The 25,595-nt window shown below is 64.6% G+C and carries 25 protein-coding genes; 13 read left to right on the forward strand and 12 right to left on the reverse strand.

All coding sequences use genetic code 11. From position 1 onward, the window contains the following. Position 1: 1 nt before the first annotated feature. The 6 genes from guaA (at position 2) to EUB48_RS10310 (ending at position 5,651) form a co-directional block, all read left to right on the forward strand. Positions 2-1,621, forward strand: a complete 1,620-nt coding sequence (gene guaA, locus EUB48_RS10285; protein WP_142818842.1) for a glutamine-hydrolyzing GMP synthase — start codon at positions 2-4, stop codon at positions 1,619-1,621. A 21-nt stretch (positions 1,622-1,642) separates the two neighbouring features. Beyond that, positions 1,643-2,248, forward strand: a complete 606-nt coding sequence (gene thpR, locus EUB48_RS10290) for an RNA 2',3'-cyclic phosphodiesterase (RefSeq protein WP_168226735.1) — start codon at positions 1,643-1,645, stop codon at positions 2,246-2,248. Between the two features lie 40 nt (positions 2,249-2,288). Next, positions 2,289-2,933 carry an FMN-binding negative transcriptional regulator gene (locus EUB48_RS10295; protein WP_142818844.1) on the forward strand — a complete coding sequence of 215 codons (645 nt, stop codon included), beginning with the start codon at positions 2,289-2,291 and terminating at the stop codon, positions 2,931-2,933. Beyond that, positions 2,930-3,181 (forward strand): hypothetical protein, encoded by a 252-nt coding sequence (locus EUB48_RS10300; RefSeq protein WP_142818846.1) that lies wholly within the window; start codon positions 2,930-2,932, stop codon positions 3,179-3,181. Before EUB48_RS10295 ends, EUB48_RS10300 begins: the two co-directional genes overlap by 4 nt. Before the next feature lie 63 nt (positions 3,182-3,244). Next, positions 3,245-4,630: a tRNA adenosine(34) deaminase TadA gene (tadA, locus tag EUB48_RS10305; RefSeq protein ID WP_142818848.1), complete on the forward strand. Its 1,386-nt coding sequence runs from the start codon at positions 3,245-3,247 to the stop codon at positions 4,628-4,630. 10 nt (positions 4,631-4,640) lie between these two features. Continuing rightward, the gene (locus tag EUB48_RS10310; protein ID WP_142818850.1) at positions 4,641-5,651 is read left to right on the forward strand and encodes an LD-carboxypeptidase; all 1,011 of its coding nucleotides are present in this window, start codon (positions 4,641-4,643) and stop codon (positions 5,649-5,651) included. Between the two features lie 44 nt (positions 5,652-5,695). On the opposite strand, the gene EUB48_RS10315 is transcribed toward EUB48_RS10310, so the two are convergent. Next, on the reverse strand, positions 5,696-6,016 hold the full coding sequence (locus EUB48_RS10315; RefSeq protein WP_142818852.1) for a hypothetical protein: 321 nt from the start codon (positions 6,014-6,016) through the stop codon (positions 5,696-5,698). 116 nt (positions 6,017-6,132) lie between these two features. Here EUB48_RS10315 and EUB48_RS10320 point away from each other — a divergent pair, with 116 nt between their 5' ends. The 4 genes from EUB48_RS10320 to EUB48_RS10335 all read left to right on the forward strand — a co-directional run bounded on the left by EUB48_RS10320 (position 6,133) and on the right by EUB48_RS10335 (position 11,565). Further along, positions 6,133-6,330, forward strand: a complete 198-nt coding sequence (locus EUB48_RS10320; protein ID WP_142818854.1) for a hypothetical protein — start codon at positions 6,133-6,135, stop codon at positions 6,328-6,330. A 63-nt stretch (positions 6,331-6,393) separates the two neighbouring features. Continuing rightward, positions 6,394-7,353: an adenylate/guanylate cyclase domain-containing protein gene (locus EUB48_RS10325; RefSeq protein ID WP_142818857.1), complete on the forward strand. Its 960-nt coding sequence runs from the start codon at positions 6,394-6,396 to the stop codon at positions 7,351-7,353. A gap of 29 nt (positions 7,354-7,382) precedes the next feature. After that, positions 7,383-9,890, forward strand: a complete 2,508-nt coding sequence (locus EUB48_RS10330; RefSeq protein ID WP_142818859.1) for a penicillin acylase family protein — start codon at positions 7,383-7,385, stop codon at positions 9,888-9,890. Between the two features lie 28 nt (positions 9,891-9,918). After that, positions 9,919-11,565, forward strand: coding sequence for a SulP family inorganic anion transporter (locus EUB48_RS10335; RefSeq protein WP_142818861.1), 1,647 nt, complete (start codon positions 9,919-9,921; stop codon positions 11,563-11,565). Between the two features lie 4 nt (positions 11,566-11,569). Here EUB48_RS10335 and EUB48_RS10340 read toward each other — a convergent pair whose 3' ends face one another. Together EUB48_RS10340 and EUB48_RS10345 are read right to left on the reverse strand one after the other, a co-directional pair. Further along, complete coding sequence (locus tag EUB48_RS10340; protein ID WP_142818864.1) at positions 11,570-12,184, reverse strand: thioredoxin fold domain-containing protein; 615 nt, start codon at positions 12,182-12,184, stop codon at positions 11,570-11,572. Between the two features lie 118 nt (positions 12,185-12,302). Beyond that, positions 12,303-12,848 (reverse strand): phasin family protein, encoded by a 546-nt coding sequence (locus EUB48_RS10345; protein ID WP_142818866.1) that lies wholly within the window; start codon positions 12,846-12,848, stop codon positions 12,303-12,305. A 278-nt stretch (positions 12,849-13,126) separates the two neighbouring features. On the opposite strand from EUB48_RS10345, the gene EUB48_RS10350 reads away from it, so the two are divergent. Both EUB48_RS10350 and EUB48_RS10355 read left to right on the forward strand, forming a co-directional pair. Continuing rightward, positions 13,127-13,399, forward strand: a complete 273-nt coding sequence (locus EUB48_RS10350; protein ID WP_244618398.1) for a hypothetical protein — start codon at positions 13,127-13,129, stop codon at positions 13,397-13,399. Next, complete coding sequence (locus EUB48_RS10355; protein WP_142818871.1) at positions 13,399-13,593, forward strand: hypothetical protein; 195 nt, start codon at positions 13,399-13,401, stop codon at positions 13,591-13,593. The genes EUB48_RS10350 and EUB48_RS10355 overlap by 1 nt, the downstream gene beginning before the upstream one ends. 587 nt (positions 13,594-14,180) lie before the next feature. Here the strand turns inward: EUB48_RS10355 and EUB48_RS10360 are convergent. The 8 genes from EUB48_RS10360 to mltG form a co-directional block, all read right to left on the reverse strand. Beyond that, positions 14,181-15,632: an efflux transporter outer membrane subunit gene (locus EUB48_RS10360; protein WP_142821198.1), complete on the reverse strand. Its 1,452-nt coding sequence runs from the start codon at positions 15,630-15,632 to the stop codon at positions 14,181-14,183. A 2-nt stretch (positions 15,633-15,634) separates the two neighbouring features. Beyond that, positions 15,635-16,906, reverse strand: a complete 1,272-nt coding sequence (locus EUB48_RS10365) for an efflux RND transporter periplasmic adaptor subunit (protein WP_244618400.1) — start codon at positions 16,904-16,906, stop codon at positions 15,635-15,637. Then, positions 16,906-17,565 (reverse strand): ankyrin repeat domain-containing protein, encoded by a 660-nt coding sequence (locus EUB48_RS10370; protein WP_142818875.1) that lies wholly within the window; start codon positions 17,563-17,565, stop codon positions 16,906-16,908. Before EUB48_RS10370 ends, EUB48_RS10365 begins: the two co-directional genes overlap by 1 nt. Then, on the reverse strand, positions 17,562-18,368 hold the full coding sequence (locus EUB48_RS10375; RefSeq protein ID WP_142818876.1) for a TatD family hydrolase: 807 nt from the start codon (positions 18,366-18,368) through the stop codon (positions 17,562-17,564). Before EUB48_RS10375 ends, EUB48_RS10370 begins: the two co-directional genes overlap by 4 nt. Before the next feature lie 72 nt (positions 18,369-18,440). After that, positions 18,441-18,800, reverse strand: coding sequence for a PilZ domain-containing protein (locus EUB48_RS10380; RefSeq protein WP_077560975.1), 360 nt, complete (start codon positions 18,798-18,800; stop codon positions 18,441-18,443). Between the two features lie 13 nt (positions 18,801-18,813). Continuing rightward, a complete protein-coding gene (locus EUB48_RS10385; protein ID WP_142818878.1) occupies positions 18,814-19,809 on the reverse strand; it encodes a DNA polymerase III subunit delta' in 996 nt (331 codons plus the stop codon). Next, a complete protein-coding gene (gene tmk / locus EUB48_RS10390) occupies positions 19,806-20,483 on the reverse strand; it encodes a dTMP kinase (RefSeq protein ID WP_142818880.1) in 678 nt (225 codons plus the stop codon). The genes EUB48_RS10385 and tmk overlap by 4 nt, the downstream gene beginning before the upstream one ends. Further along, positions 20,480-21,508: an endolytic transglycosylase MltG gene (mltG, locus tag EUB48_RS10395; protein WP_420821444.1), complete on the reverse strand. Its 1,029-nt coding sequence runs from the start codon at positions 21,506-21,508 to the stop codon at positions 20,480-20,482. The genes tmk and mltG overlap by 4 nt, the downstream gene beginning before the upstream one ends. Positions 21,509-21,554: 46 nt before the next feature. On the opposite strand from mltG, the gene ygfZ reads away from it, so the two are divergent. Then, positions 21,555-22,520, forward strand: coding sequence for a CAF17-like 4Fe-4S cluster assembly/insertion protein YgfZ (ygfZ, locus tag EUB48_RS10400; protein ID WP_142818885.1), 966 nt, complete (start codon positions 21,555-21,557; stop codon positions 22,518-22,520). 67 nt (positions 22,521-22,587) lie between these two features. Here ygfZ and EUB48_RS10405 read toward each other — a convergent pair whose 3' ends face one another. Next, positions 22,588-25,593 (reverse strand): transglycosylase domain-containing protein, encoded by a 3,006-nt coding sequence (locus EUB48_RS10405; RefSeq protein ID WP_244618402.1) that lies wholly within the window; start codon positions 25,591-25,593, stop codon positions 22,588-22,590. Positions 25,594-25,595 lie beyond the last annotated feature (2 nt).

Below are 25,595 nucleotides of genomic sequence, written 5' to 3' on the forward strand. Positions count from 1 at the left end.
CATGCAGCACCAAAAAATCCTCATCCTCGATTTCGGCTCGCAGGTGACCCAGCTCATTGCACGGCGTGTGCGCGATGCCCACGTTTTTTGTGAAGTTCACCCCTGCGACGTGACCAACGAGTGGGTGCACGAGTATGCGAAGGACGGCCGGCTCAAAGGCGTGATCCTCTCTGGCAGCCACGCCAGCATCTACGAGGAGACCACCGACAAGGCGCCGCGAGCCGTATTCGATCTGGGCGTGCCTGTGCTGGGCATTTGCTACGGCATGCAGGCCATGGCGCACCAGTTGGGCGGCGTCGTGCAAAGCGGGCACAAGCGCGAGTTTGGCCCTGCTGACGTGCGGGCGCATGGCCACACCCAGCTCCTCGAGGGCATACAGGATTACACGACCTCGATGGGCCACGGCATGTTGCAGGTGTGGATGAGCCACGGCGACAAGGTCACCGAGTTGCCACCAGGGTTCAAGCTCATGGCGTCCACCGACAGCTGCCCGATTGCCGGCATGGCCGATGAAGAGCGCCGGTTTTACGGTGTGCAGTTCCATCCTGAAGTCACACACACCAAGCGCGGCGCGGCCATTCTGGAGCGCTTTGTGCTGGACATCTGCGGTACTCGGGCCGACTGGATCATGGGCGACTACATCGACGAGGCGGTCGAGAAAATCCGCGCGCAGGTCGGTAGCGAGGAAGTCATTCTGGGCCTGTCCGGCGGCGTTGACTCCTCCGTGGCGGCCGCTCTGATCCACCGCGCCATCGGCGACCAGCTCACCTGCGTTTTCGTCGATCACGGATTGCTGCGCCTGAACGAGGGCGACATGGTGATGGACATGTTTGTCGGCAAGCTGCACGCCAAGGTCATCCGGGTTGACGCCGCGGAGCAATTTCTCGGGCACTTGGCGGGTGTGAGCGAGCCGGAGGCCAAGCGCAAGATCATCGGCCGCGAGTTTGTCGAGGTGTTCAAGGCGCAAGCCCAGAAGCTACGGGCGTCAGACGCTACAAACAATGGAGCAAAATGGCTGGCCCAAGGGACAATTTATCCCGACGTGATCGAGTCCGGCGGCGCCAAAAGCAAGAAGGCCGTCACGATCAAGAGCCACCACAACGTGGGCGGCCTGCCCGAGCAACTGGGCCTGAAGCTGCTGGAGCCGCTGCGCGAGCTGTTCAAGGACGAGGTGCGCGAGCTGGGTGTGGCGCTGGGCTTGCCGCATGACATGGTGTACCGCCATCCCTTCCCCGGCCCGGGCCTGGGTGTGCGCATCCTGGGCGAAGTCAAAAAGGAGTACGCCGAACTGCTGCGCCGCGCCGATGCGATCTTCATCGAGGAACTGCGCAATTTCAAGGACGAGACCACCGGCAAAAGCTGGTACGACCTGACCAGCCAGGCCTTCGCCGTGTTCCTGCCGGTCAAGAGTGTGGGCGTCATGGGCGACGGACGCACCTACGACTACGTGGTCGCGCTGCGCGCCGTGCAGACCAGCGACTTCATGACCGCCGACTGGGCCGAGCTGCCCTATGCGCTGCTCAAAAAGGTGTCCAGCCGCATCATCAACGAGGTGCGAGGCATCAACCGCGTGACTTACGACGTCAGCAGCAAGCCGCCGGCAACGATCGAGTGGGAGTAGGGGGAGGCGCGGGGTTTCGCTATGTCCAGACAAATTCCCGGCGTGCCCGGGCAGCTTTCGTTACCCGGGTTCGATGCTCCGTCGCAGCCGACGGACAGGTTGTTCTTCGCTATCTTTCCGGACGCTACTGCCGCCGCGCGTATCGCGCAGCTTGCACAGCATCTGCGCGGCGAACATGGGTTGAAGGGCAGACCGCTCGCGACGGAGCGCTTTCACATCACGCTGCATCACCTCGGTGACTACGTGGGGCTGCCGCAGAGCGTGGTCGCTGCTGCGGGCGACGCTGCGGCAGCCGTCGCGATGTCGCCTTTCGAGGTCGCGTTCGACCACGCGGGGAGTTTCTCCGGACGGCCGCGCAACCGGCCGTTCGTGCTGCGCGCAGGCGACGGCGCCGCCGCACTGAGGGCGTTTCAGCAGACGCTGGGCGAGGCGATGAAGAAGACCGGGCTCGGGCGCTGGGTGGAGTCGCAGTACACACCCCACGTGACACTGCTGTTCGACGATCGCCACGTCGCCGAACAGGCGGTCGAGACGATCGGATGGCGCGTCCACGAGTTCGTTCTCGTGCACAGCCTGCTCGGGCAGGGACTCCATGTGCCGCTTGCGCGCTGGCCGCTGCGCGTCTGATCAGGTGAGCCGGCCCGGCATGGGCTAAAGTAAGCGCACCATGTACATGCCTCCCCAATTCAACGCCAAAGACCGGGCCCATGCGCTGGCACTCATGCGCAGCCACCCCTTCGCCAGTCTGATCAGCAACGACGACAGCGGTCTGCCGTATGTGACGCACCTGCCGCTGCATCTGGTGGAGCGCGGCGGGCAGATCGTGCTGCTGGGCCATGTGGCCAAGCCCAACAACCATTGGCGCTACCTGCAGGCGCGCCCGACCGCGGTGGTCACGTTCCTCGGCCCGCATGCCTACATGTCGCCCAGTGTGTACCCCGATCTGGCGCGCGTGCCAACCTGGAATTACCTGGCAGTGCATTGCACGGTGCAGGCCACGCTGATCGACGATCCCAAGGGCAAAGATGCGCTGCTCAAGACCCTGATCGGCGACCACGAGCCCGCGTATGCCGAGCAGTGGCGCGCGATGACGCCCGAATTCCAGCTCAAGATGCTCGCCGGCATCGTGGCATTTGAGCTGCAGGTGACCGACTTGCAATGCAAGCTCAAGCTCAACCAGCACCGGCCCGAGGCATTTGCGCGGATGCACGAAATTTATGCGGCGGGTGGCGAGAACGATCGGGCGTTGGGCGAATGGATGGACCGGCTCGGGATGAAAGCCCACGCCGGCGAAGCCGGGGAGAGTTCATGAGAGGTTTTTTCGGCCTGGCCGGATTGCTGATCGCACTGGTCATCGTGGGCGTGCTGGTGAAAAAGCAGCTGGCCGCCACGCAGCAGGCAATACCTGCGTTGCAACTGCCGGCGGTGCAAGGCGCAGCTGGCCCCGACGCGGCGCCGGCCGCCACGGCCCGGCAGCAAAGCCGGCAGATCGAGCAGCAGTACAAGCAGGCGATCGAAGGGGCAATGCAAAAGGCGCGCCCCGTACCGGACGACAATTAACAACAAAACAAGGCTGTAGCCCTTAAGGGATCTGCGATTACAGCTATCGAATCAATAGTGCCGATGGCGGACTCCACTTTCATGCAACTGGCGCTGGCGCAGGCCCGCGAGGCATCCAGCGCGGGCGAGGTGCCGGTGGGTGCCGTGCTGGTCAGGGATGGGCAGGTGATTGCCACGGGCCGCAACTCCCCGGTGAACTCGCAGGACCCGACCGCGCACGCCGAGGTCAACGCGCTGCGCGCCGCGGCGCAGGCGCTGGGCAACTATCGGCTTGACGGCTGCGAGTTGTTCGTCACGCTGGAGCCCTGCGCCATGTGCGCCGGCGCGATGCTGCACGCGCGGCTCCAGCGCGTGGTGTTCGGCGCGAGCGATCCCAAAACGGGCGCGGCCGGCTCGGTCGTCAACCTGTTTGCACAGGCGCAGCTCAATCATCAGACCAGCGTGCAGGGCGGTGTGCTGGCCGACGAATGCGGCGCCCTGCTGCAGGACTTTTTTCAACGAAGGAGGCAAGCCATGCGTGACGATGCCGCAACCAGCCACCCCTTGCGCGACGATGCGCTGCGCACGCCCGATGAGCGCTTTGCGCGCCTGCCCGGCTATCCGTGGGCACCACACTACCTGAGCGATCTGCCGGCGCTGGCCGGACTGCGCCTGCACTATCTGGACGAGGGTCCCGGCAACGCGCCGCTGACCTGGCTGTGTCTGCACGGCAACCCGACCTGGAGCTACCTGTACCGCAAGATGATTCCCGCGATTACAGCAGAGGGGTACCGGGTCGTGGCGCCGGACCTGATCGGCTTCGGCAGGAGTGACAAACCGAAGAAGGAGGGCGCCCACACATTCAGCTGGCACCGCCAGGTGTTGCTGGAATTTGTCGAGCGGCTGGACCTGCAAAACATCGTGCTGGTGGTGCAGGACTGGGGCGGGCTGTTGGGTCTGACCTTGCCGCTGGCAGCGCCTGGGCGATACAAAGGCCTGCTGGTGATGAACACCGCCCTGGGCACGGGCGACGTGCCGCTCAGCCCTGGTTTTGTCGCGTGGCGCGAGATGTGCGCCAAAAACCCCGAGTTCGACGTGGCCCGTTTGATCGCGCGCGGCAATCCGCAACTGAGCGCCGGGGAATGCGCCGCCTACAACGCACCGTTCCCGGACCGCGGCCACCGTGCCGCGTTGCGCGCCTTCCCGCCGATGGTGCCTGAGTTCGAAGATTCCGATGGTGCCGCCATTTCGCGCGAGGCCCGCGAGTTCTGGCAGAACCGCTGGACCGGCAAGACCTTCATGGCAGTGGGCGAGCAGGATCCGGTGCTGGGGTTGCCGGTGATGCGCGGCCTGCAAAGGCTGATTCGCGGCTGCGGCGAGCCCCTGCTGCTGGCACAGGCCGGACACTTTGTGCAGGAGCATGGCGAGCCGGTTGCGGCGGCGGCGGTCGATTATTTCGCGCCGCGATAATCGCGTCTTCATGAAAAAACACATCTACATTTATTCCCCCTCCGGTGCCGTACGCGACAAGGCGGCTTTCAAACGCGGCGTGGCCAGACTCAAGACCTTGGGCCATGAGGTGGAGATCGACGCGGCGGCGCTGGCCAGCCACCAGCGCTTCGCCGGTGACGACGACACCCGGCTGGCAGCCATCCACCGGGCGGCGGCCAGCGGCGCGGATGTCGCGCTCATCACGCGTGGCGGTTATGGCCTCACGCGCCTGTTGCCGCGCATCAACTACAAGGCGCTCGGCAAGGCTATCGATAAGGGCACGCAGTTCGTTGGCATGAGCGACTTCACCGCGCTGCAGCTGGCGGTGCTGGCCAGGACCGGCAAGGTGACCTGGGCGGGCCCGGCGCTGTGCGAAGGTTTTGGTGTGACCGACAAAGCGGATGAGGCGGACGGCCATAGCTGCGGGGGCGTCAAAAGCCTCGGCCCCGACGAGATCATGGAGGCGTGTTTCGACGACATGATCACCGGCCAGGGGGAGGGCGCAGGCTGGCGCCAATTGCGCGAAGCCGCCCCGGTTGCTACAACTTCAGTAGCTGAAAAATCACGCCCACCCAAGGCAAGCGACTCTTTTACCGTGAAACATGCGGCACTTTGGGGCGGCAACCTCGCCGTGCTGAGCTCCCTGGTGGGCACGCCGTTTCTGCCGCAGATCAAGGGCGGCATCTTGTTTCTCGAAGATGTGGCGGAACACCCCTACAGCATCGAGCGCATGCTCACGCAACTGTTGCACGCAGGCATTCTGGGGGCTCAAAAGGCCATTGTCCTGGGCCAGTTCACCGAGTACAAACTGGTGCCGCACGACAAAGGCTTCAAACTTCAAACGGTCGTGCATTGGCTGCGCAGCCAGGTCAAAATACCCGTCCTCACCAATTTACCGTTTGGCCATGTACCGACCAAGGTGTTGCTGCCGGTCGGCGCGCATGTGGAGCTGGCCGTCGACGGGCGCGATGCCTTTTTGCTGTGGGGGCACCACCATTGAGTTGGGCGCAGGCGGGGGAGCCCTGCCGGCGTCGCTGCTCCGATTCAGTGGTTGAGTTGCTTGAGCGGGCTGACCCGCGAAGACAGCCCCCCGGGCAGCAGGCCCTGGAACAGGACACTTAGATGTTCGACCTGCTGCTGGGCCGAGGCTTCGCCATGCAGACTGGCCAGCGCTTCCATGATTTCGCCACGCAAATACCACAGGCCCTGCACGTCACGGGCAAAACGCAGTTTGCGCATGGTTTGGGGAAAGCTGTCATCCCCGGTTTCGCCCAAGGCATCCAGCATGGCGTGGCGGATACTCTCCATGCGGCCGGCAGCGACCGTTTTTGACGCCCAGGCAGGTCGTGCCAGCAGGCCATACATGCTAAAAAATCTCAACGCTAATTGACGCATTCATTACTCCAACGACTGAGTAAGTCTCTTTTAATGGCGCTACAGTAAGCTCACAAGGCCCTGAAGGCAAGAAAAATGACATCAATATGGTTATAAAAAAACAACAATCAAATCAAGGATTTAACAAATACACCGAAAGTGCTTTCTGGAGCTTGATGCTTTTGGCTTACCCGGGATATTCTGTAGCAAGTGGTATGGCCATCCTCAGTCAGGTGATGGCCACAAGAGCAGGGGTTCAGGGATGGCGGGGGATTCGAATTCCCGCCATCCCCAACACAACCTGAGCGAACCTTAATGCCCTAAACTCATTAACTTTAGTAACAACCTTTAAGTCGAATATCCATTGCATGGATGCCCCAACCACTGTCGTTTTTGCTGATTTGACCGGGAGTACCGGCGTTTTCGAAACGCTGGGCAATGCCAAAGCCACGCAAGCCATTACCCGCTTGACGCACTGGATTGGACAGGTGTGCGAGGCCCATTCTGGCCGCGTCGTCAAGATGCTGGGGGACGGCGTGCTGGCCGTGTTTCCCGAAGGCGGCCGGGCGGTCGCCGCGGTGATTGAAATGCAGCGCGTGCACCAAAAACGCATCAAAGCGTGGCCCGCCAATCTGCACATGCACTTGCAGGTGGGCGTGGCGTGCGGCGAAATTGTCGAGGTCAATGGCGACTGTTATGGCGATGCCGTCAACGTGGCCTCGCGGCTGAGCGACATGTCGGGCGCCGGCCAGATCTGGGCAACCGACACCGTGATCCAGCAGTTGTTATCCAAAGACGTGCGGTTTCGCAGCCTGGGGCCAATCAACCTCAAGGGTAAAACCGAGGCCCGCGTGATCTACCGCATTGAATGGCAATCGGAAGTGGCGACCGATTTCCTGACCATCGCAGGGGGGCTCGAGCAGGCCGCCGCGCCGCCCGGCGGCACACTGCCAGGCCAGATCGATTTGTCCTGGCTGGATGTCAATGCTTCATTCAACGCATCGACTTTGCCGATCCATATCGGGCGAGTGGCCGAAGCCGATTTCGTGATCAACGACCCGCGCGTGTCGCGCCTGCACGCCAAAATCGAATGGCGCCAGGGTGCGTTCGTGCTGGCGGACATCAGCAGCTACGGCACCTGGGTGCGCTTCACCTCCAATGGCACGGATGCACCCACCGAATTGCCCCTGCGCCGCCAGGAGTGCGTCCTGCTGGGCGCCGGCGAGATGGCGCTGGGTGCACCGTTCAGTGACTTCACGGTGCCGACCGTTGCCTTCCATCTGTCGGCTGGCGTGGTGGCCCTGGCGCACCGCGCCGGCCTGACCTGACTTTGATCACTTTCCGGAGGCGAGACAAAATGACCTGGTTGAAACGCTCGGCCTGGGCGCTGCTGGGGTTGTTGGTTTTGCTGGTCGTGGCCGCGGGCATCTATGCCTGGCGGACTTTTCCGCAATTGGACGGTGAGCTGAAAACCCCCGGCCTGGCCGCCTCTGTCACGGTGCAGCGCGATGGCTCCGATGTGACCCATATCAAGGCCCGATCGGCGCGCGACGCCTGGTTTGCGCTCGGCTACGTGCATGCGCAGGAGCGCGGCTGGCAGCTGGAGTTCAATCGCCGTGTCATGCACGGCGAGTTGTCGCAAGTGCTGGGGCCGGCCACGCTGGACACCGACAAACTGCTGCGCACACTCGGTGTCATGCGTGCGGCCCGCGCCCAACTGGCGGGCTTGCCGGCAGAGGCCAGAGAGTCGCTGCAGGCCTACAGTGACGGCATCAACGCGTTTTACGCCAACACCTCGCAGGCATTGAGCCCCGAGTTTCAGATCCTGGGGGTTCGTCCGGGCGGCACCTCGGGGGCCGCCTGGACGCCTGAGGACAGCGTGGGCTGGTCGATCATGATGGCGCTCGATCTGGGCGGCAACTGGGGCACCGAGTTCGCCCGGTTATCGGCGGCCAAGGTGTTGAGCACCGAGCATTTGTGGCAACTGTTTCCGCCCTATCCCGGCGAGCCGCCGGCCTCCAAAACGGACCTGGCCGAGCTGTATGCCGACCTTGGTGTGTACCGCACCGGGACGCCACCCACTACGAAATCAATAGCTGAAAGCCAAGACTCTATAAGGGCCAACGGCCTTTTTGATTCAAACTTCTCGGCAGGCCTGCGACAATGGGCTGCCGATTTTTCGCAGAGCGCCGGTACCGTTGAAGGCAAGGGCAGCAACAACTGGGTGGTGGCCGGCACGCACAGCGCCAGCGGCAAACCGCTGCTCGCCAACGACCCGCACCTGGGTTTGAGCGCGCCCGCCATCTGGTATTTTGCTGCGCTGCAGGCGCCCGGACTGAACGTGATCGGGGCCACGCTGCCCGGCCTGCCGTTCGTGGTGCTGGGCCGTACCGACAAGGTGGCCTGGGGCTTCACCAACACCGGCCCGGACGTGCAGGACCTGTACCTGGAGCAGATCAACCCCGCCAACCCAAAGCAATACCGTACGCCGGACGTGGATGGCCAGTTGGTCTGGGCCGACTTCCAGACCCGGCAGGAAGTCATCAAGGTCAAGAACCAGCCCGACGTCGTGCTGGCGGTGCGCGAGACCCGCCACGGCCCGGTGCTCAGCGACGCGCAGAAAGCCTACGCGGGGTTGCTGGATCTGGGCAAGTACGCGGTGGCACTGCGCTGGAGCGCGCTCGATGCCGACAACCGGACCATGGAGGCCGGCGTCAAGGCCAACCAGGCCCGATCGGTCGACGAGCTGCTCAAGGCCTACGCCGACAACCACTCGCCCATGCAAAACGTGGTGATGGCCGATGTGGGCGGAAACGTGGCGTACAAGGCCGTCGGCAAGGTGCCGCTGCGCCGCCCCGACAACGACATCATGGGCGTGGCGCCGTCGCCCGGCTGGCTCGCAAAATACGACTGGGCCGGCTGGATCCCCGCCAGCGAGACACCACAGGCCGGTGCCGCGCAGATCGACGCCAAAGGCTGGTACGCCTCGGCCAACCAGCGCATCACGCCGCCCGGCTATCCGTACTTCATGGGCCAGGACTGGGTGGTGCCGTACCGCTTCAACCGCATCGAACAACTGCTGGCCGCCACACCCCTCCATGACATGGCCAGCCTGCAGAAAATCCAGGGCGACCAGTTGTCGCTGGCCACGCAGAAACTGCTGCCGTATCTGCAAAAGACGGTATCGGCGCATCCCCTGGCCGGCGCGGCGCAGCAGCAGCTCAAAACCTTCGACAGCACGATACGCGCCGACAGTTCGGCGGCGCTGATTTTTGCGGTATGGGCCGACGAACTCACGCGCGGCCTGATTGCGCCCAGGCTGGGGCCGGCGCGCTTTGCGGCGATGTACGGCAAGCGCGACTTCCGCACCACGGTCGAAGACGTGCTGCTGCACAACGACGCCTGGTGGTGTGCACCGCAGACGTGCCAGGCGCAATCTGGCGCCGCACTGACTCGCGCACTCGATCGGTTGCAGGCCTTGTATGGCACCGACGTGGCGAAATGGCAATGGGGCCAGGCGCACCCGGCCATCAGCACGCACCGCCCGTTTGGCAGCGTGGCGCTGCTCGCGCGCTTCTTCGACGTCACGGTGCCGACCGGCGGCGACACCTACACCATCAACGTGGGGCAGTATTGGGCCAATGAAGAAAAGATGCCGTTTGCGAGCCGTCACGCGGCCTCGCTGCGCGCTGTGTACGACTTGTCCAACCTGGAAAATTCACAATTCATCTACCAGACGGGGCAGAGCGGGCTGGTGTTCTCCAGGCGCTACCGCGACATGAGCCCCGCGTGGGCCGGCGTGCAATATCGGCCGCTACGGATGAACCCGCCCGAGATCCGCCATCGCCTGGTCATGACGCCCTGAACGGCTGATCCCGAATCTTCCCGGCCCGATGACACGTCCCTTGCGCGCTTCGATCCCGGCTGATTCGGTGGCGGGGTTGTCGGTTGCCAGCATCTTGCTGCCGCAAGCCGTCGCGTATGCGGCCATCGCGCATCTCAGCATTCAACACGCCATCGTTGCGGCGCTGGCGGGCCTGGTTTGCTACGCGATGGTCGGCGGCAGCCGCTTCGCCGTAGTGGCGCCCACGTCATCGACCGCGGCCTTACTCGCTGCGGCGGTGCTCTCGCTGAACCCGACCGGAGATGCCGACAGCACCGCATTGGCAGTCGGACTGGTGATCATGACCGGCGTCGGCCTGCTGCTGGTGGCCGGTGCCCGGCTCGGCCGCTTGTCGGCCTTCGTTTCGCGCCCGGTACTGCACGGATTTTCGTTCGGGCTGGCGCTGACCATCATCATCAACCAGTTGCCGGTCCTGGTGGGCTTCGACGTCGGCGTCAACGCCAGCGGCGACAATCCTGTCCGGCTGCTGGCTGAATTGCTGGCGCAGGCGAATCATTGGGCGCTCTGGAGCGTGGCGGTCGGCGGCGGGGCGCTCGCGCTGATGCTGCTACTGGCGCGCCGGCCCAAAGTGCCGGGGGCACTCGCAGTGCTGGCCCTGGGCATCGGCCTGGCCTACGCGGTGGATCTGAACGAACTGCACGTTGCAACGGTGGGGCCCATCGCCTTGACGCTACCCACCGTGGGGCTGCCGCAATTGTCGATGGACCGCTGGCTGCGCATTGCGGAGTTGGCGGGCGGCCTGCTGGTCATTGTTTTTGCGGAATCCTGGGGCAGCGTTCGCAGCATGGCACTGCTCCACGGCGATGCGATCGAGCCCAACCGCGAGCTGTGGGCCATCGGCACGTCAAACCTGGTTTCCGGCCTGTTGCAGGGGATGCCCGTTGGCGCCGGCTTTTCGGTCACCGCAGCCAATGAAGCGGCCGGGGCGCAAAGCAAGGGGGCGGCCGTGGTCTGCGCCGCGGCGGTGCTGTTGCTCGTGCTGTTTGGCAAGCCGTTGATCGAGCATATCCCCCAACCTGTTCTTGCCGCCGCCGTGATCAGCGCCCTGATGCACGCATTGAGCCCGGGGCCGCTGCTGATCCTCTGGCGCGTGAATCGGGATCAGTACGTCGCGCTCGCGGCGGTTGCCGCCGTGCTCGCGTTCGGTCTGTTGCATGGCATGTTGATCGCCATTGCGCTGTCGCTGGCCTCGGCCATCCGCGCGTTCAGCCAGCCGATTGTCAGGGAGCTGGCCGAGCTGGATCAGACCCGCAACTACATCGATCGTGATAGCCATCCGGAGGCCCGGCCCCGCGACAAAATACTGATCCTGCGCCCGGAGGAGCCGCTTTTCTTTGCCAGTGCCGAAGGCGTGCTGGTTGAAACCATGGCGCGGCTGGAGGCGCGCAGCGACCTCATGGTGTTGATTCTCAGCCTGGAGCAAAGCGCGGACCTGGACAGCACGGCGGCCGAATGCCTGGTGGATCTGTGTCACGTGCTCGAACGCCGCGGGAAAACGCTGCTGCTGGCACGGGTGAAAGATCCGGTGCGCCAACTATTGCTGAAGATGGAGCCGGCCCTCTTCGAGAACCGGCTGTTCTGGAGTGTTGCGGACGCGGTAGCCAGTGCGACCCGGCTGCTGCAAGAGGGGCGCTGATCCCCTAGTTGGCAGGGGCGGGGAGGGCCGCGGCGGGAATCTGCAACCCCAGCAGCGTTGCAAGTGCCGCGGTCCCGGAAGCGCCTTCCTGCGTTACCAGCGCGCCGGTCTGGGCGTTGGTTCCGACGATGGTCGGAATGGAGCCAAAACCGAAACGGGTCATCAAGTCGGTGTTTTTCTTGACCTCGGCCCTTTGTGCGTCCATGTCACCGCTGGCCGTGATGCCGCCCTGATGGGCGCGCATCGAGGCTTCGTGCGCATCCATCGCGGTGGCCGGGTCTTTGGCGGCGAGCAGGGCGGCGCCCTGCTCTGTGCTCGCCGGGTTCAGCAGGCCGACAGGAATCCAGACGAATTTCGCCTGGGGTACCAGCGGCTTTGCGGCGTCCCACAATTCCGCGCAGTGCGGGCATTGGGCATCGAAGAAGACGTAGACCGTATGCGCGCTCATTGGCGCGCCCACCGTGAAACCTTTGGCGTCGGCCGTGATGGCGGCAATGGAGACGGGCTGAGACGCCGCCTTCGCGGCGGTGTCGGCACCCGCTGTGCCGGGCGCCTTGTTGCAGCCGGCAAGTAGAAGGGACGCCGCTACGACCGCGGCGCAGAGGAACTGGGTGTTCATGATGGTCAAGAGAGTGGAGAGGGCTTTGGGCAAGAAACGCAGAGCATACCAAGCGCCAAAATACAAATGGCACCCGTAGGTGCCATCTGATTGTCACTACCCCGAGGCAGCCTGTTATTTACGCTGCCTGCGTGGCTTTTTTAACCGCATCGACGGCTTGCGTGGTCACTGCCGTGAACTGCGACTGGGCCGCTTCCACTGCCTTCTTGGCCGAAGCCTGTGCCGACTCGACGGCGGACTGACCCGCGGTCAGCGCGCTCTTGAAAGCGGCAACAGCGGATTCGGTTCCAGCGGGAGCGTTCTTTGCAAGGTTTTCGACCACGCCGTTGAACGCCTTTTGCGCTTCAACCGTCTTGGCTTCTACGGCCTTGGCAAACTCTGCGCCGCCTGCGGCCAGAATGGTCTGGACGTGCTGGAAGTAGGCGACAGATTTCTCAGCCAGCGGCTTGAGCGCGCCAGATTGCAAAGCCAGAAACTCCTGGGCGTCTTTGGCGCCCAGAACGGCCTGGACATGGCTGAACGACTCGCCCAGCAGAGCCTTGGAGGCGGTCACGTTCAGCTCGACCAGCTTTTCGATGCTGGCGTGAGCCTGGGACGCCAGGCCTTCGAGTGCTTGCGCATTTGCTTTGCTGGTGGCGATGAATTGTTCAGCGGTGTTGTTCATGTCTATTTCCTTGGGTCTGGTTAAACGGATCGGGTGCCTGCTTCATTTATGTTGCAGTGCAGCATGGATGAATTATAGGGATAGCCCGGGGTCAATGGTGATGTTTTGCGCATCCCGTCCCCTCATTAGGGATCTCGGTCTATCGGCGAAACCTCCAGCCGCAGCTTGCATGGCAGTTTCGCCAGGTTGACGTGTCGCCGGTATGTACATACAATGTCCATGTACATATTAACTCCGTTGGAGCAGTTCAAATGGCAGCAGCTGTAGAGCGAATCGTTGTGCAGGCGACGGCGCAGGACAAGAGAATCATCGCCGCCAAGGCGAAGAAGCTGGACATTCCGGTTTCTGAATTGATGCGGCGCGGCGCGTTCGCCTACGAATCGAGCGAATCGGACGCGGAACTTGGCGCACTCGCGGACGCGGCCAAAGGAGCCGCTGACCGCGCTGGTGCGGCGATCGATGACGCCTTGAGCTTCATCCAAGCCAGCAATAACCGGATTGCAGCGATGGAAGCCAAGGCTGCAAAGGCCTCTGCACGCAGGACCGCCTGATGGGAGTTACGGAAAAGATTTGGGGAGCCTTTACCTCCGTGATCAAGCTGGAGGATAAGGTCGACCGCCTGGTTGAGGCAATGAAGCATCAGCAGAACAAGATCGAAGACCTCACGGGCCGGGTTATCCGGCTGGAGGCGCAGCTGGAATTGCTCACCGGGGCGGCCCTGGTCAAGAAGCTCAAGGGCGATTGAGCAAGTCGGAGCGATCGAAAGAATGAGAATCCCCATCGGCTCGCGCCAGGATACTCAAACGCGTTGCTGAGGGGCAGAGGGAGGTAATCGCGTTGGCAGGGATAGGTTGTTCCGACAACAGCAAAGCAATGCTCATAAATCTTCATTTTTGTAATTTAACATAATATACATCGTATAAAATACAAATAGCGTCATCTGAAGAGGCATTTCCAATGCAAGGACGCTCACGCACCAAGCCAAGTTTGGGCCTCGCCACCATTTTCTTTCACATCCGCACGACACGCGACAAGGCCGCGCGAAGAAGCTGGCAGCGGCGCACACTGGTGCAGATGGATTGGCTCACGCCCGCCGAGCGGCATGAAATCTGCGCGGTATGGTCGCGCCCGGCTGCAGTGCGCATAGACAGTGCGGCCATGCGCAAACTGATGGGAAGCAGAGCGCCGCGCAGCGAGTGGGAAACCATCCCGGCCCGTTCCGGGATGCGCGCACGCTTTGAGGGCGCCGGCCGTCGGCACCGTCGGATCAGGAACCCCGAACTATGCCGGCCCGGGCTTTGGCATGGTGAGCCCGTGAACGATCAAATCTTTTCAACCGGGAATGACGCCAGCCGTGTCAGCCCGGCTTCGGGCGTTATGGCCGGTTTCATCCTTCCAGCCGCCGCCCAGGGCTTTGTAGAGCGACACGGTAGCCTTTAATCGCTTTAGCTTGAGCTGACCCAATTCGTTCTGCACCCCGGCGAGCGAGCGTTGCGTGTCGAGCACCGTCATCAAGTCTTCGGCGCCAGCGCGATAGCGCGCCTCCGAAAGGTGGAACGCCAGGCGTGCCTGCTCCCATTCCGTTTGCTTGAGCTTTTCCTGCTCGGCCAGATTGCGAATCTGCCCGAGCGCGTTGTCGACTTCCGCGAAAGCGGCAATCACGGTCGAACGGTATATCTGCAACAGTTCCTGTTTCTGGGCGAGCGCCAATGCCTGCTGGTTTTCAAGGCGGTCCGCGTCAAAAATCGGCGCCACTAATCCCGCCCCAAAATTCATCAACAGGTTGGGTGCGTTCACCACCGAAAGCAGCGCGCTGCTTTGTCCGCCCGCCGAACCGGATAGGTTGATACTGGGAAAAAGCGCCGCGTGCGCCATCATGACGTTGGCGTTGGCTGCCGCCAGGTTGGCCTCGGCGCGCCGGATATCGGGACGGCGCGCCAGCAACTCCGACGGCAAGCCCGGCGATACCTCCGGCAACAGGATGTTGCCCAAGCCCTGTCCGGAAACCGTGAAGGACTGGGCCGGACGACCCAGCAGGACGGCCAGCGCGGCCCGCGCTTCGCGCTCCTGCTGCTGCAGACTGGGAATCACGGCCTGTTCTCCGGCCACGACGGAACGCTGCCTTGCCAGATCAAGCGGCGATGTCGCACCGGCGCGGCTTTGCGCCTCGACCAATTTCAGCACGCGCTGCGCGTTGGCGACATTTTCCCGGGCGATCACCAACTGGTCGCGCAACGACAAGACCTGCAGATAGGTCGACACGATGCCGGTCGTCACGGTCAGGGCCACCGTTTCACGGTCATAGCGGTTGGCGTCGAGGGACGCCTGCGCAGCGGCCAGGCCCGCCTTGTTCTTGCCCCAGAAATCGACCTCATAGCCGATTTCGAGCATGCTGCTGACAGCGTTTGTGCCTCGTCCCCAGGGGATTTGCGAGGTCCGGCTGGCGCCGGCGGCAAAGTCCACGCTGGGCAGCAAGGGGGCGCCTGCGATACGCGCCGCCGATTCGGCCTGACGCACCCGCGCGACCGCCGCGCCAATCTCCAGATTGCGGGTTCTTCCTTCATTGACCAGCCCGGTCAACTCGGCGCTGCCCAGCCGCTTCCACCAATCGCTGTCGGGCCAGATCTGCCCGCCGTTGGTTAACAGCTGTCCCCACCCCGTAGGGACCTCCATCGCCAGCGCCGGTTCGTGCGGATCACTGACATGGGCGCATCCGCCAAGCAGCAAACCGGCCGGCACGATGACCGACAGATTCAATACATACGCTATCCGGAAATTTCGCATTTTCAATGGGGTGTGAGGTGAGTCACGGGATGGACGGCGATCCGGTGGCCTGCTGCTGCCGGTGTGTTTGACGCGGATGCAGCCGGCATGTCGATGACAACCTGCTCTCCAGGCGTCAAACCCGCCAACACTTGCGCCTGATGCTGGTTCCGGATCCCGATGCGAACCCTGCGTAATTGAGGATGCCGGTTCGCGTCAAGAATTTTGAGGCTGTACAGGCCATCGCTGTCCGGCTTGCCCAGTGCCGTGACAGGAAGGATTATGGCGTCATGCGCATGCGCGATGGCAAAACTGACCTGCGTGCTCATGCCACTCATCAATCGCAGATTGGCGTTGCCGACTTCGAACAGGACGTTGTAAAAGGTGTCCCTGCCCTGCTCGCCCGACCCGTCGGCCGGCACGGGAACGATTTGCCGAACCTTGCCAGACCAGTGCTTGCCGGGATAGCCGGGCGTGGTGAAACTCGCGCTGGTGCCTTTGTGCAGGTGCGGCACATCAATTTCGGCGACGCGCGCCTGCACCGTCAATTTCGACAGGTCCGCGATGCGCACCAACGCCGGCGCCTGCTGATGCGCAGTTACCGCCTGTCCGGGGCGTGCCGTCAGCGCGACGACCGTGCCTGAGAAAGGCGCCGTCACCTCGGTATGTTTGTGCGCTTCATCGTCATCCCGGGTGGCGGATTCAGTCTCCAGGATATGCGCCTTGATGGCTTCCACGCGCGCGGTGGCTGCCGTCATGGCAGCGCGACTGGATTCGAAAGATTCATCGCTCGTGGCGTGGTCCGTTTTCAGCTGCGTCTGGCGCTTGAACTGCAATTGGGCAAAATCGAGCTGTGCCTGCTGCTCGGCCAATCCGGCGCGCAATCCGGCCAGTTGCGCCTGGTTGCCTTCCAGCCGTGCTACCGACACATTCGGTGCGATCTTGATCAGCAGCTTGCCAGCCTTTACCCCATCGCCGACCGCCACGAACACATCGCTGATCTCACCCGATATTGGCGCGCCCAAATCGGCATAGCGGAACAACTGCAGCTTGCCGGACGCGAGAACGGTCTGTTCGATATCACCGCGCTGGACTTCCACAGTTTTGATCTTGACGGGCGGCGGGGGGGCAGGCGCGGCAGCGACGGGAACGCGCGGGCGCCCGTTCCGCAAATACAAGCCAGCGACCAGCGCCAGCGCGACCGACAACGCAAATGCCGGAGCCAGATATTGACGATAGCGGTGGGGTGCCCCTGGCGCTGGCGCATGGGCCACCTTGATTTGCTCGGCTTCCACTACCACTTGCCCTTGGGCTGCCCGGCGCGTACAAATGCGGCAATCAGGTCGGCCGAATCCTGCCGGTTGGCACGTTGCGCAAAATTGATGGCGCTCAGCCCTTTCTGGTTCTTCAGCGTGGGGTCGGCTCCCTCATCGAGCAGCAGCTTGACGGCCGCGGGCGTGCCGTAGGACGCGGCCATCATCAGCGGCGTGGTCCCGTTGGGCGACGCTGCATCGATGTATGCGCTGTTGTCGAGCAGCAGGCTCATGATTTCAAGGTGGCCGCCGGTTGCCGCGTAATGCAGCGGCGCCCAGCCGGGCTTGTTGACGTCGGCCCCCTTGGCGATCAGTTCGCGCACCATGTCGAGTTCGCCCTTGAGCGCGGCGATCATGAGCGGGCTCTCGTCCTGCTGGTTGCGCACATTCACGTCAATTTTGGGTGCATCCAGGAGCGCCTGCGCGGCCTTCAGCGCGGGCTCTGCCAGCGCCATCAACAGGCCATTCTGGCCTTTGGGGTCCGGCGTGTTCGGATCGAACCCGCGCGCGACGAGTGCCGTGATGGTGCTGGCGTCATCCCGCCTGATCGCCACGAAGAAATCGTTGTAGGAGTTAGCCGACGCGCAATTAAATCCAATTAAAACAATCAGGTAAATAATTATCTTAAAGTAATTTCTCATGAATTGACTCCGCTGAACAGGCGCTCGAAATTGGCGCTGGTGGCGTGCGCAATATCTTGCACGGGCAGGTCTTTGAGCTGGGCCAGCTGCTGCGCCACGTACGGCACATAGGACGGGTTATTGGTTTTGCCACGATACGGCACGGGCGCCAGGTACGGGCTGTCGGTCTCGATCAGCAGGCGGTCCAGCGGCACAAAGGCCGCCACATCGCGCAGATCCTGGGCGTTCTTGAAGGTCAGGATGCCCGAAAACGAGATGTAAAAGCCCATGTCGAGCGCGGCGCGGGCCACCTGCGCCGTCTCGGTAAAACAGTGAAAAACACCGCCGGCACTGCCGCTGGCGCCCTCCTCGCCCTCCTCCCGCAAGATGGCGAGCGTGTCGCTTGATGCGCTGCGGGTGTGGATGACCAGCGGTTTGCGCGACTGGCGCGCAGCGCGGATGTGGGTGCGAAAGCGCCTGCGCTGCCATTCCATATCGGCCACGCCGCGGCCGCCCTTGCGCTCGTCCATCTGGTAGTAGTCCAGCCCGGTCTCCCCAATGGCAACCACGCGCGGCAGGGCGGCGCGCTCCAGCAAATCCTGCAGCGTGGGCTCCCGCACGCCCTCGTTGTCGGGATGCACGCCGACCGTGGCCCAGAAGTTGTCGTAGGTCGTTGCCAGGGAATGGACCGCCTCGAACTCTTCCAGCGTGGTGCAGATGCACAGCGCCCGGTCGACCTGCGCTTCGGCCATGGCGCGGCGTATCTCGGCCAGCTGGGCCAGCAGCTCGGGAAAGGCGAGATGGCAATGGGAGTCGGTAAACATTATTTTTAGGGAAAAAAGGCTGTAGCCCTTGCCCGCTCTACGCAACCAGCTATGGAAGGTGTAGCGCGGCGATCAAACGGTTTGTGTCGGCCGGTCCGAGCCCAGGTGCGCACCCAGCATCTCTTCGATCTTGAGCTTGAGCAGGCGGGATTTCTCGTCGTGCGGGAAACGCACGCCCACGCCCTGGGTGCGATTGCCCGACGGTTTGGCCGGCGTCACCCAGGCCACCTTGCCGGCGATGGGGTAGCGCTGCGGGTCGTCGGGCAGGGACAGCAGCACATAGACATCGTCGCCCAGCCGGTACTCACGCGCCGTGGGGATGAAAATGCCGCCCTCGGTGAACATGGGAATGTAGGCCGCATACAGCGCGGCTTTTTCCTTGATGGCCAGCTGGATGACGCTGGGCCGGGGGGGAGAATGTGAAGTGCTCATGCCGTGGGGTAGCTCAAGCGTTTGAGTTTAGTGCGTTGCGGGCCTGGCTTACAAGGGCTTCCAGCATTAGTCCGGCATTGAAGGGGTGTTCGACGGTGCGCGCGGTGCGCGCCAATTCCCTGGACCAGCGCGCCAGCGCGGCGGTGCTCGCGATCGGCAGGTCCGCCGGGTTGAAGTAGCGCGGCGCGCCGCCGACGCTGCCCGCCAGCAGGTCGTGACACAGTTTTTGCAGCGCATCGACCGCTTGCGCGGGCGCCCAGCCGGCCAGGGCGCTGGCGTCGCCCCGGGCCATCGCACGCGGCAGCAGCGACCAGGTTTTAAGGTTGAGCCCGCTCTGCAGGAACTGCAGGGCGTCGTCCGGCCGCCCACCCGCGGCGCGCAGCACGGCGGCGGCATCCGCGGCCCCAACGCCTTGCTGCTGCAGCCACGCGAGCGCGGATGCTTCATCGGGCCAGAGCATGGTGTGGCCCAGGCAACGGCTGTGGATGGTGGGCAGCAACTGGTGCGCGGCCTCGCTGGCCAGCACGAACCGGGCGTCGCCGGGCGGCTCTTCCAGCGTCTTGAGCAGGGCGTTGGCCGTGACGTTGTTCATGCGCTCGGCCGGATACACCAGCACCGCCTTGCCGCGTCCGCGCGCGCTGGTGCGCTGTGAGAACTCCACGGTGTCGCGCATGGCATCGACCCGGATCTCCTTGCTGGGCTTGCGCTTTTTGTCGTCGATATCGGCCTGGGCCTTTTCGCCGAGCGGCCAGCCCAGCGCCATCATCACGGTCTCGGGCATCAGCACGCACAGGTCGGCATGGGTGCGCACCTCGATGGCGTGGCAGCTGCCGCACTGGTCGCAGGCGCCTTGCGGCGTGGGCGCCTCGCACAACCAGGCGCGCACCAGTTCCAGCCCGAGCCGGTACTGCCCCAGCCCCGACGGGCCGTGCAGCAGCCAGGCATGGCCGCGCTGGGCCAGCAGCGCGCTGAGCTGCTGCTGCAGCCAGGGGGCCAGGGCGTCGCTCATTTTGGCCCTCCATTCGCGGCCACCATGATGGCGAGCCAGCCCCGGCGCACCATCGCGCTGGTGATTTGCTGCCAGACCTGGTGCCGGTCCCGCGCCGCGTCGATGCGGGCGAAACGCTGCGGCGACTGCGCCGCGCGCTGCGCATAGCCCTGTGCGACGCGGCGGAAAAATTCGACCGGCTGGGCCTCGAACTTGTCGGGCACGCGCGCACCCGACAGGCGCTGCGCTGCGATCTCGGGCGCCAGGTCGAACCACACCGTCATGTCGGGTTGACGGATCATATCGGCCGGCAGCCCTTGCACAGACTGCACCCACTGCTCCAGAACTGATAGCATGCCGAGATCGAAGCCGCGCCCGCCGCCCTGGTAGGCAAAGGTGGCGTCGGTGAAGCGGTCGCACAGCACCACGTCGCCGCGCGCCAGTGCCGGCTCGATGACCTGGACCAGGTGGTCGCGCCGCGCCGCGAAGATCAGCAGCGCCTCGGTCAGCGCATCCATTGGGTCGTTCAGCACCATGGCGCGCAGCTTTTCGGCCAGCGGCGTGCCGCCCGGCTCGCGCGTCAACGTGACCGCCCTGCCCTGCGCGCGAAAGGCCGCGGCCAGCGCCTCGATGTGGGTCGACTTGCCGGCGCCGTCGATGCCTTCGAAGCTGATGAAAATGCCGGGCTTGATCATGGGTTTTGAGGGCTCCGCGGGTTTTGGCCGCGCTGGAATTGGTTGACCGCGCGATTGTGCTCGTCCAGCGACGCGCTGAACTGGCTCGAGCCATCGCCGCGCGCCACGAAATACAGCGCCTTGGTCGCCAGCGGCTGCACGGCGGCCATCAAGGCGCCTTTGCCGGGCATGGCGATCGGGGTCGGCGGCAGGCCGGACCGGGTGTAGGTGTTCCAGGGCGTGTCCAGCAGCAGGTCGCTCTTGTGCAGGTTGCCGTCGAACCTGGCGCCCAGGCCGTAGATCACGGTCGGGTCGGTCTGCAGCATCATGCCCAGGCGCAGCCGGTTGCAAAACACGCCGGCAATCATGGGCCGGTCGCCGGCCCGGCCGGTTTCTTTCTCCACGATGCTGGCCAGTACCAGCGCCTCGTCGGGGGTCTTGATCGGCAGGTCGGGCGAACGCTGCGCCCAAGCCGACGCCAGCCGGGTGTCCATCAAGCGCATCGCGCGTTTGAGCACAGCCAGGTCGCTCGAGCCCTTGGCGTAGCTGTAGGTGTCGGGGTAGAACCGGCCTTCGGGGCTGAGGCCCGGACGCCCCAGCGCGGTCATGATGGAATCATCGCTCAGCCCTTGCGTGTCGGGCCTGAGCTGCTCTGCTTTTGCGAGCGCGTCGCGAAACTGCCGGAAGTTCCAGCCTTCCACCAGCGTGACCGTGCGCAGCGTCTCCTCGCCGCGCACCAGCATGCCGAGCACGCTGCGCGGTGTGGCGCCGGGGTTGATCTCATAACTCCCGGCCTTGATTCTGCGGGCTTGGCCCGACAGCCGGAACCACCAGAACAGCGCCTGCGGGTTGACCTGCACGCCGGCGTCGGCCACCGCCTGCGCCACGCCGCGCGGCGTGGTGCCGGGTTCGATCGACAGGTCCAGGCTGGTCGTGCCGGGCACCATCCGGGCAGGGGTCAGCACCAGCGGCTGGTGCAGCCACCAGGCGGCAGCGCCCGCGCCCAGCGCCAGCAAGAAAAAGAGTCCCAACAACAATCGACGCACAGCCCTATCGCCTCGTGGAAATGATCCGGGCATGATAATTCACCCCATGACTGTCTCCCTGCCCACCACTGCCGCTTCTTCATCACCAGACGCCGCTACTGTGCCCCTGAACGGCGTCGCACCCCTGCCCCACTTGGGCGTTATCCGGGTCGCGGGCGAAGATGCCGCTACGTTCCTGCACGGCCAGTTGACCCAGGATTTCTCGCTGCTCGATCGGTCCGAGGCCCGGCTTGCCGCGTTCTGCTCGGCCAAAGGGCGCATGCAGGCCAGCTTCATCGGCTTCAAGCGCAGCCCGACCGAAATTCTGCTGGTCTGCAGCCGCGACCTGCTCGCGCCCACGCTCAAGCGGCTGTCGATGTTCGTGCTGCGCGCCAAGGCTAAATTGACGGATGCGACCGCGGATTTCAGCCTGTTCGGGCTGGCCGGGGATGCTACGAAAGAAATAGCTGGTGGCGCCCATACCGTCTGGGCTAAAGCCGATTTTGGCTCTGCAAACGTGGTGACCTTGTACCCGGCGGACGGCCAGCCGCGGGCGCTGTGGATCGCGCCCGTTGGCGAGCCCGCGCCGGTAGGGACGCCGCTCGCCACCGAACTGTGGCTGTGGAGCGAGGTGCGCAGCGGCATCGTCACGCTCACCACGCCCCTCATCGACGCTTTTGTGCCGCAAATGCTCAACTACGAGTCGGTCGGCGGGGTCAATTTCAAGAAGGGCTGCTACCCGGGCCAGGAGGTGGTGGCGCGCAGCCAGTTTCGCGGCACGCTCAAGCGCCGGGCGTATCTGGTGCACTGCGACGCGCCGCCCAGCCCTGGCCAGGAGGTTTTTCACAGCGCCGACGCCACCCAGCCCTGCGGCCTGGTGGCCCAGGCAGCCGCGGCACCGCATGGGGATTTCGATGCACTGGTGTCGCTGCAGATCAGCGCCACCGAATCGGGCACCTTGCACCTGGGCGCGCCCGGCGGACCCGCGCTGGCCTTGCAAGCCCTGCCCTACCCGCTGCTGCTGGACATCTAGGGCGCGCCCGCCCAGTGCGGTGGCGGCCCCCGCCCGGCCGCCTCATCGCCCGGTCGTCACGTGTCAATCAACCGGGCTCCGACCGGCAGGTGAGCGGCGTCGCCGTGCCGCCGGAGCCCGCCGCCATGGCGTGCACCGTGGGTGCCACCGACTTGAGAAACTGAACCGCCATTGCGCTGGTGAAGCTGTAGCGCGCGGCATAGGGTTCGTGCACATAGGCGGTGATGGTGCCGAACATCCGCTCGCCGACAAAAAACACGAACGTGGCCGAGCGGCTCACCCGGCGCGAGCCGAGCAGGCGCCCGCCCGGGCCGTAGGTCTCGAAACGCTGGTCGCCGGTACCGGTCTTGCCGCCGACCGCCTCTGTGAACGTGCCGCGCAGGCTCTTGGCCGTGCCGCCCTCGACCACGTCCTGCAGTGAGCGGCGCACCAGGGTCGTGATTTCGGGCGCCAGCAGCCGCTGCTGCGGCTGTGCCTGCGCCACAAAACGGGTTTCATACGGCGTGCCGACGGCAAAGTCCAGACTGTGCAGCGACCGGATGGGGCGTTGCACGCCGTCGCCCACGATCAGGCCCATCAGTTCCGCCAGCGACGCGGGGCGGTCGCCGGAAGCGCCGACGGCCGTGGCGAGCGACGGTGTGAGGTTCCCGAAGGGATAGCCGAGCCGGCGCCAGGCCTGCCCAATACGCACGAAGGCAGCCACCTCCAGTTGCTGGCGGATGCGGTTGGTCTGGGCGTTGCTGATGCGCGCCCGCGTCAGCCATGCATAGACATCCTGGCGCACGGTGGCGCTGTCGTCCAGCACCTGCTTGAGCGATGCGTTGGGCTGGCGACGCAGGGCTTCGACCAGCCACAGCGCGAGCGGATGCACGTGCGCCAGGTAGCCGCGGTCGCGCAGCGAGAACTTGTCGACGCCATATTTCACATAGAGCTTGTGCAGGGCATCGTCGGACAGGGGCGGCCCTGCCAGCCGCTGGCGCATTTCGCGCCCGAACTGGGCCTCGCCCAGGGAGGGATCCACGCTGCGCAGCGCCACCGCCAGCGCCACCGGCGAGACCCGCTTGCCCGCGAACATCAGATCGAGCGCCTGCTTCACCGTCTTGCCCTGGTACTGGCCGTAAAAGCGCCGCATGAAGGTGCTGCTCTCCTGGTCGATAAAGCGTGCCAGGTACTCACGCCGCTGGGGTGAGTCGGGGTCGGCCAGCCACTGGTCGACGCCCGGCTCGATCTGGTGAATCTCGTAGCGCACGATGTCGCGCATGAGCCGCACGAACACCAGGTTGACGGAATTCTGGAACCCCACGCGCACGGTGAACTCCTGCGTGTTTTCCCAGGGTTCGAAATTCTCGAAGCTCTGCAGTCCGCCGCCCGTGGCGAACGCTTCGCCGGCGTTGCCCGAGTACTTGCGCTCCATCGCGGCCTCCAGCATCGCCTGCAGGCTGGCACCCGGCGTGCGGGTCAGGTAATCCGAGGCCCAGCGGCTCAGCACGTCCTGCGCGGAAACCGGCAGGCGGCGCAGTTCTGCGGGACTCAAGCCGCCCAGGCGCTGGTGCAGCGCACTGATGATCTCCAGATAGGTCACGAGGGTGCGCAGCTTGGCGGTCGAGCCGAGGTTCAGCCGCGCGCCGCTGTTGATGTCGAACGGCTGGTCCACGCTGTCGGCCTGCGTGCGCAGCAGGTTCGCGCCGCCCTGCTGCTCGTACAGCGTGACGCTGAACGTGAGCCGGCCGGGGTCGTCGCCGGCCTGCAGCATGTTGCGGCCATACAAGCCGGCGGCGCGGGCACCGTCCGGTGTGCGCACGCGCTGCAAGGCGTCGGTGATGGCTTGCTGGGCCGCCTGGTCGATGGTGCTGCCGGCACGCAGGTCGAGACGGTCCAGGTGGTACAGGGAGTCGACACCGAGCAGCGCCGACAGGCCCGTGCGCAGGCTGGTGACGGCCTTGCGCTCGACGAACGACTCGCTGGCACGCGGCGCCACCGGGCGGGCCTGCTGCAGTTGCACCGCCAGCGCCGCGTCGCGCAAGGCCTGTGGGATGGTCCCGGCGCGCGCCAGCAGGCGCAGGTAGCGGTCGGTCATGGTGTTGAGTGCCGCGCGGTCCTGCAGCAGGTAGGGGGACGGCCGGCGCTGCGCGATCATCAGCGACAGCGCTTCCTTGAACACCTGCGCCTGCCGCGCGGAGACAACGGACCCGTCCATGCTCTGGAGCAGCCGGTTCACCTCGGCAAAATCGTCGCCGTACCAGGTCCACAAGCCGTCGCCGAGGCCCTGCACCTCGCCGTGGCTGGCGCTGCCCGACAGCGGCACGGTGTTGAGGTAGTCCAGCACGATCTGCTCGCGCCAGGGCAGCGTGACCTCGCCGCCCAGATAGGCGCGCACCGAGGCGCTGGCCATCTGACGCAGCTTCTCGGCGCCGGTGCCGGTCTGACCGTCGGGGGAATGACGGTATTTCTCGATCTGCGTGGCCAGCGTGCTGCCGCCCGGCGTGGCGCGGCTGCTGGAGAACAGGTGCAGCACCTGGTCAGCACTGGCGCGACTGAAGCGGCGCCAGTCGATGGCCGGGTTGCGCAGCGGGTATTCGGGGTTCAGCAGGTTGTGATTTTCGATGAACAGCAGGCTGTGCACCAGCACCTGCGGCACCGCACTGAAACTGGGATACACCCGTTGCGGGTAGCGCTGGGCGTAAAGCGCCTGGCCGTTGCAGTCGAACAACTCGAGCCCCGCCTGGGTTTTCTCGTGGTACGGCGTGAACAGGCCGTCGTCGACCAGCTCGGTCATGCGCGGCGACATGCGAGCCTGCTCGGCAATGGCAAAACCGCGCTGACGCAGCCGCGCGGTGAACTCCGGCAGCTGTGCATAGCCCAGCCGCTCGTCGTAGGGGCCCGGACCCGGAAACCGGATGGCATCGCTGGGGCCGGGCGCGACCGTCACGGTGAGCTTCCTGCCGAGTTGCGCCAGATGGTGCGCCTGCCAGCGCGAGGTTTGCAGCTCGGTGGAAACCAGTTGATAAACGACATAGGCCAGCGCAAAAAATGCGGCCAGCAAGACGTATTTGACCCACGCGCGTCGCGCCACTA

The sequence above is a fragment of the Rhodoferax sediminis genome (genome assembly GCF_006970865.1).
GTDB lineage: Bacteria > Pseudomonadota > Gammaproteobacteria > Burkholderiales > Burkholderiaceae_C > Rhodoferax_A > Rhodoferax_A sediminis.

Bases quoted from the DNA above. Each gene is read 5' to 3' on its own strand.
- guaA (WP_142818842.1), top strand. From the start codon at position 2: ATGCAGCACCAAAAAATCCTCATCCTCGATTTCGGCTCGCAGGTGACC.
- thpR (WP_168226735.1), top strand. From the start codon at position 1,643: ATGTCCAGACAAATTCCCGGCGTGCCCGGGCAGCTTTCGTTACCCGGG.
- EUB48_RS10295 (WP_142818844.1), top strand. From the start codon at position 2,289: ATGTACATGCCTCCCCAATTCAACGCCAAAGACCGGGCCCATGCGCTG.
- EUB48_RS10300 (WP_142818846.1), top strand. From the start codon at position 2,930: ATGAGAGGTTTTTTCGGCCTGGCCGGATTGCTGATCGCACTGGTCATC.
- tadA (WP_142818848.1), top strand. From the start codon at position 3,245: ATGGCGGACTCCACTTTCATGCAACTGGCGCTGGCGCAGGCCCGCGAG.
- EUB48_RS10310 (WP_142818850.1), top strand. From the start codon at position 4,641: ATGAAAAAACACATCTACATTTATTCCCCCTCCGGTGCCGTACGCGAC.
- EUB48_RS10315 (WP_142818852.1), bottom strand. From the start codon at position 6,016: ATGTATGGCCTGCTGGCACGACCTGCCTGGGCGTCAAAAACGGTCGCT.
- EUB48_RS10320 (WP_142818854.1), top strand. From the start codon at position 6,133: ATGGTTATAAAAAAACAACAATCAAATCAAGGATTTAACAAATACACC.
- EUB48_RS10325 (WP_142818857.1), top strand. From the start codon at position 6,394: ATGGATGCCCCAACCACTGTCGTTTTTGCTGATTTGACCGGGAGTACC.
- EUB48_RS10330 (WP_142818859.1), top strand. From the start codon at position 7,383: ATGACCTGGTTGAAACGCTCGGCCTGGGCGCTGCTGGGGTTGTTGGTT.
- EUB48_RS10335 (WP_142818861.1), top strand. From the start codon at position 9,919: ATGACACGTCCCTTGCGCGCTTCGATCCCGGCTGATTCGGTGGCGGGG.
- EUB48_RS10340 (WP_142818864.1), bottom strand. From the start codon at position 12,184: ATGAACACCCAGTTCCTCTGCGCCGCGGTCGTAGCGGCGTCCCTTCTA.
- EUB48_RS10345 (WP_142818866.1), bottom strand. From the start codon at position 12,848: ATGAACAACACCGCTGAACAATTCATCGCCACCAGCAAAGCAAATGCG.
- EUB48_RS10355 (WP_142818871.1), top strand. From the start codon at position 13,399: ATGGGAGTTACGGAAAAGATTTGGGGAGCCTTTACCTCCGTGATCAAG.
- EUB48_RS10360 (WP_142821198.1), bottom strand. From the start codon at position 15,632: ATGCGAAATTTCCGGATAGCGTATGTATTGAATCTGTCGGTCATCGTG.
- EUB48_RS10370 (WP_142818875.1), bottom strand. From the start codon at position 17,565: ATGAGAAATTACTTTAAGATAATTATTTACCTGATTGTTTTAATTGGA.
- EUB48_RS10375 (WP_142818876.1), bottom strand. From the start codon at position 18,368: ATGTTTACCGACTCCCATTGCCATCTCGCCTTTCCCGAGCTGCTGGCC.
- EUB48_RS10380 (WP_077560975.1), bottom strand. From the start codon at position 18,800: ATGAGCACTTCACATTCTCCCCCCCGGCCCAGCGTCATCCAGCTGGCC.
- EUB48_RS10385 (WP_142818878.1), bottom strand. From the start codon at position 19,809: ATGAGCGACGCCCTGGCCCCCTGGCTGCAGCAGCAGCTCAGCGCGCTG.
- tmk (WP_142818880.1), bottom strand. From the start codon at position 20,483: ATGATCAAGCCCGGCATTTTCATCAGCTTCGAAGGCATCGACGGCGCC.
- ygfZ (WP_142818885.1), top strand. From the start codon at position 21,555: ATGACTGTCTCCCTGCCCACCACTGCCGCTTCTTCATCACCAGACGCC.